The 5,075-nt window shown below is 53.0% G+C and carries 1 protein-coding gene; it reads right to left on the bottom strand.

The features are described 5' to 3' along the window. The coding region (locus tag K331_RS30690; RefSeq protein ID WP_211237364.1) for a non-ribosomal peptide synthetase at positions 1 to 5,075 on the bottom strand (5,075 nt) is incomplete at both ends.

The raw sequence follows: 5,075 nt of genomic DNA, 5'->3' as shown, positions 1-5,075 counted from the left end.
AGCAGCCGCACCGGGAATTCGCTCAGTCGGTAATCCCGACGATAGGCTGCTGCCGTATTTACCAGACTGCGATGCTCGATCATGACGCCCTTCGGACGTCCGGTTGTACCGGAGGTGTAGATCACATACGCCAGATCCTGCGGCTCGTTGATCCACTCCAGGTCGCTGTCATCCCCGGCATAGAGCGACTCGTCATCCAGCTCCAGCACCCGGCGCAGACGTAGCTCATCTGCCGCCTTGGACTCGGAATCAGCCCCCGTTGCTTCCTGCTGCTCCTGAGACTTAGCTGCTATCCCCAACTCGTTAGGTGTCGACAGACCTTGTTGAGCTAACAGTTCTTGTTGAGCTAACAGTTCTTGCTCGGTTAATAGTTCCTTCTGCGCTAACAATCCCTTTTGCGTCAGCAGAACCGTTGCCCCGCTATCCGCCAGCATGAAGCGAATACGCTCAGACGGATAGTCTGCATCTAGCGGCACATACGCTCCGCCAGCCTTCCACACCGCCAGCACACCAACGAGCATATCGACAGAGCGCTCACTCAGGATACCGACGATGGATTCGCGCCCGATGCCATTCTCGCGCAATCGACGTGCGAGTTGGTTCGCCCTTTCATTAAGCTCACGGTAAGTAAGCTGCTGCTCCTCGTACACGACAGCTACATGCTCAGGCACGAACTTCGCCTGCTGCTCCACATATGGATGGAACAAAGCTGCTACCTCTGTAGGTACCTGTGTGCCGAATCTAGCGTCTACTTTTCCAGCGCCAGCACTTGCATGAATCTCATTGCCTTTCGAAGCCTCTGCGCTACCTCCACCTACATCCCCGAAGCCAAACAGGATTTGTTCCTTCTCCTCCAAGGTAATCATGTTCAGACTTGTCAGCGATTGAGAAGGATCGGCTGTAATGGACGCGATCAGCTCTGTAAAATGCTTCGCCAGTCGTGCGATCGTCGAAGGCTTGAACAATGCTGTACTGTACTCGAAGCTGCATAAAATACCTTCCGGTTGCTCCACTGCGTCCAGCGTCAGATCGAATTTGGACGTACGATGCTCACTTGGGTATGGCTTGAGATGCAAGCCTTCCATCTGGAATTCCTGCTGCTCAAAGGTTTTGAGCTCGAACATGGTGTCAAATAACGCGTTTCGGCTAGTGTCACGTGTCAGCTTGAGTTTGTCCACTAAATCCTCGAACGGATAATCCTGATGCTCATAGGCGCTAAGTGCCTGCTCTTTGACCTCCTGCAAATATTCCAGGAATGTCTTGTCATTGGATGGGTACATACGAATGGCCAGTGTATTCAGGAATACACCTACCAGTCCCTCCAGTTCAGCATGCGGACGTCCAGCAATCGGCGTGCCCACAATGATGTCCTCTTGTCCTGAGTATTTGTGCAGCAGGGTGCTATATGCAGCCAGCATAACCATGTATAGAGTCGATCCTGTCTTGGTCGCCAGCTGCTTCAGTAGCTCACCGTCCTCCGTCCGAAGTACGAAGTCCAGACGAGCTCCTTCCTGACGTTGCACAGCCGGTCTAGCAAAGTCTGTCGGCAGCTCCAATGCCGGAATCTCGCCAGCCATCGTCTCCAGCCAATAGTTCTCTTGGCCGCGAGCACGATCGCTGCTCAGCTCTGCACGCTGCCATACAGCATAATCCTTGTACTGAATACGAAGTGGTGCCAGCTCCAGACCTTCATAGAGTTCAGAGAACTCCTGCACAATGATGCCAGAGGTCACACCGTCTGAAATAATATGGTGCATGTCATAGAGCATCACATGTCGCTGTGTTCCATTTTCCACTAATTGGACCCTGAGAAGCGGTGCTTCACCCAGATCAAAGGCGCGTACAAAACGCTCTACATACACGTCCGTCTCTTCCTCCGCAGCTTGTACACGCTCTACGTTGAATTCCACGGTATCTGCAATACGCTGTACAACTTCACCATCGACCATTCCGAAGCTCGTGCGCAAAGTGTCATGACGGGCAATCAGCTTACGGAACGCTTGCTCCAGTCTCGCAACATCCAGCTCGCCCTCGATGATGAGAGCCCCAGGCATGTTGTAGCTGACATCCCCACCTTCCAGATGACTAAGCACATACATACGCTTCTGGGCAGAGGACACCGGATAATGCTCACTCGCTTCAACTACTGGTATGGACTCATGCACATCGTGGGTCTGTTCACCCATCAGCTGTACCAATTGCTCAATCGTTGGATATTGGAAAATATCCCGCAAGGCAAGCTTATGCTGCAGCTCCTGATGAATTTTTGCTACCAAAGTCGTCGCACGTAAAGAGTGTCCACCCACTTCAAAGAAATGGTCCGTAATACCGATCTGTGGATGATTCAGCACACGCTGCCAAATGTCCACAAGCTGTTTTTCCAGCGGCGTGCGTGGTGCTACATACACTCTGTCTGCTGCAAGCTGCACTTCCGGCTTCGGCAATGCCTTACGGTCAATCTTGCCGCTTGGCGTCAGCGGGAACTGCTCCAGTTGCACTACATATGCTGGCACCATGTAATCCGGCAGCTTCGTTAGCAGAGCCTTACGTACGTCCGATATATTCAGCATCTCTGTAGCTACAATGTAGGCACAGAGGTCCTTATGTCCATCTTCGCTGGCAAAGGCCGTTACTACAGCTTCTTGCACGGGTTCCATATGAAGCAATTGCGCTTCAATCTCGCCCAGCTCAATCCGATATCCGCGGATCTTCACCTGATGGTCGATTCGGCCCAGATATTCAATGTTGCCATCCGGCAGCCATCTCACCAGGTCGCCCGTCCGATACATCCGAGCCTCGTGATGCTCCGACTGAGCTTCAGCTCCAGTCTCACTGCCAAAGAACGGATCATGCACGAATTTCTCCGCGGTCAGCTCTGGACGATTCAGGTAGCCACGGGCCACACCGACACCACCAATGCACAGTTCGCCTGCTACACCGATCGGCTGCAATAGCTCGGTTCCTTCTTTGACGACATACAGACGGATATTTTGAATCGGCTTCCCGATCGGAATCAATCCGTATGTCTCGTTCGGCTCACAATCAAAGTAAGAGACGTCGACCGTCGCTTCGGTCGGGCCATACAGGTTAATCAGCTTCGTGCCAACAAGACCTGTGATCAGGCGGTGGAACCGCTCCACATGCTGCGGCGTCAAGGCTTCACCACTCGCAAATACCTGGCGCAATGTTGCCAGCTTGACCTGCATATCTGTGCGCGGCTGGTGCTCAACATACTCCAGGAAGGCGTGCATCATCGCAGGAACGAAGTGCATGGTGCTTACCTGGTCACGAGCAATGGTATCCACGATGTCCTCTGGATTTTTCTCTCCGCCCACCGACAGCAGACTTACCTTCGAACCCACCATGGACCACCAGAACAGCTCCCATACCGATACGTCAAAGGTAAAGGTCGTCTTTTGCAGGATGGCATCCTCGTTATTCAGTCCATACCGATCATGCATCCACAAAATCCGGTTAATGACGGAATGATGCTCAACCATAACACCCTTCGGCTTGCCCGTGGAGCCTGATGTATAGATGACATATGCAATATGCTCTGGCCCTGCCAGCTGTGCCAGATTGGAGCTATCTTTGTCATACAGTGCTTCATCCTCTAGCACCAATATTTTGCCGCTAAAGCCCTTAGCGCTACTCGCATCTGCTTCAGTTGCTGCACGATTCACATCTGCTAGTTGCACGGCAAGCTGTTCGGATAGATGCGACTGTGTCAGCACCAGTCTTGCTCCTGAATCCTCCAGCATGAAGCTGATTCGATCTGCCGGGTAGGTTGGATCAATTGGCACATAAGCACCGCCAGCCTTGAGAATAGCGTAAATACCTACGATCATTTCCAAAGAGCGCTGAGCTACAATGCCCACTGGCTGATCAGCTTGGACACCTTCGGCACGCAGCGTACGAGCCAAACGATTGGCACGTTCATTCAATTCTGCGTAAGTAAGTGATGCCTCGCCGCAGATGACCGCTACCTGCTCTGGGGTATTGGCTGCCTGCTTCTCGAATAACGTGCTCAGTGTCGATTCAGGTGCAACTGTTGTGGTTGCTGTGTCCACAGTAATTGCTATACCTGCTGTATTTGTTATGTCTGCTGGACTTCCAGTGTTGACAGTAGCTTCATCAGGGTTAGTCAAAGCCACCGTTGTATCATTAAATTCGCGGAGAACCTGATGACGCTCTTCCTCTGTGATCATCGTAATCTCGCCCAGCAACACATTCGGATTCGCTGCCACGGCTTCTGCCAGACGAACGAAGTGTCGGGTCATTCGCTCGATGGTCTCAGGACGGAACAATGCCGTCGCATACTGCAACCCAAGCTGGATGCCGTCCTCTTCCTCACGCGCCTCCAGTGTCAGATCGAACTTCGCTGGCGCTTGCTCCATCTCATAAGGACGGAAGCTCAGCTCTTCCAGCTGCTGCAGCTCCCCTTCCTCCGTCGTATGCAAGGTGAACATCGTATCGAACAACGGATTACGGCTCATATCCCGCTTCACATTCAGCTGATCCACCAGCTCCTCGAACGGATAATCCTGGTGCTCGAAGGCCTGCAATGCACGAAGCTTCACATCCTCCACATAGCTACGGAAGCTCTGCTCCGCACTTGGATAATTCCGCAGGGCCAGCGTGCCAACGAACATCCCTATTATCGGCGCCAGGTCTGCATGTGGACGCCCTGCAATCGGCGTACCGACGATAATGTCCTCCTGTGCCGTGTAGTGATGCAGCAGCGTCGTATATGCTGCCAGCAGCACCATGTACAGGGTCGATCCGCTTTGGGTCGCCAGCTCCTTCAGGCGATCACTGACCTCTCGATCCAGTCCGAACACAATCGTGTCCCCTTCACTGCTGCGTACTGCCGGACGAGCATAATCTGTCCGTAGATCCAGTACAGGCAGCTCACCGCGGAACGTATCCAGCCAGTAGGCTTCCTGACGCTGCATCCATGCTTGCTGTGCCTGGCTGTGCTGCCAGATGGCATAGTCCTTGTATTGCAGACGCAATGGCTGCAACTGTTCTCCGCCATACAGACGAACGAATTCTTCTGTAAGGACTCCCATGGA

The organism is Paenibacillus massiliensis subsp. panacisoli DSM 21345, from assembly GCF_000426545.1.
Taxonomy (GTDB): domain Bacteria; phylum Bacillota; class Bacilli; order Paenibacillales; family Paenibacillaceae; genus Paenibacillus; species Paenibacillus panacisoli.
This window is presented reverse-complemented; position numbering and strand designations above follow the sequence as displayed.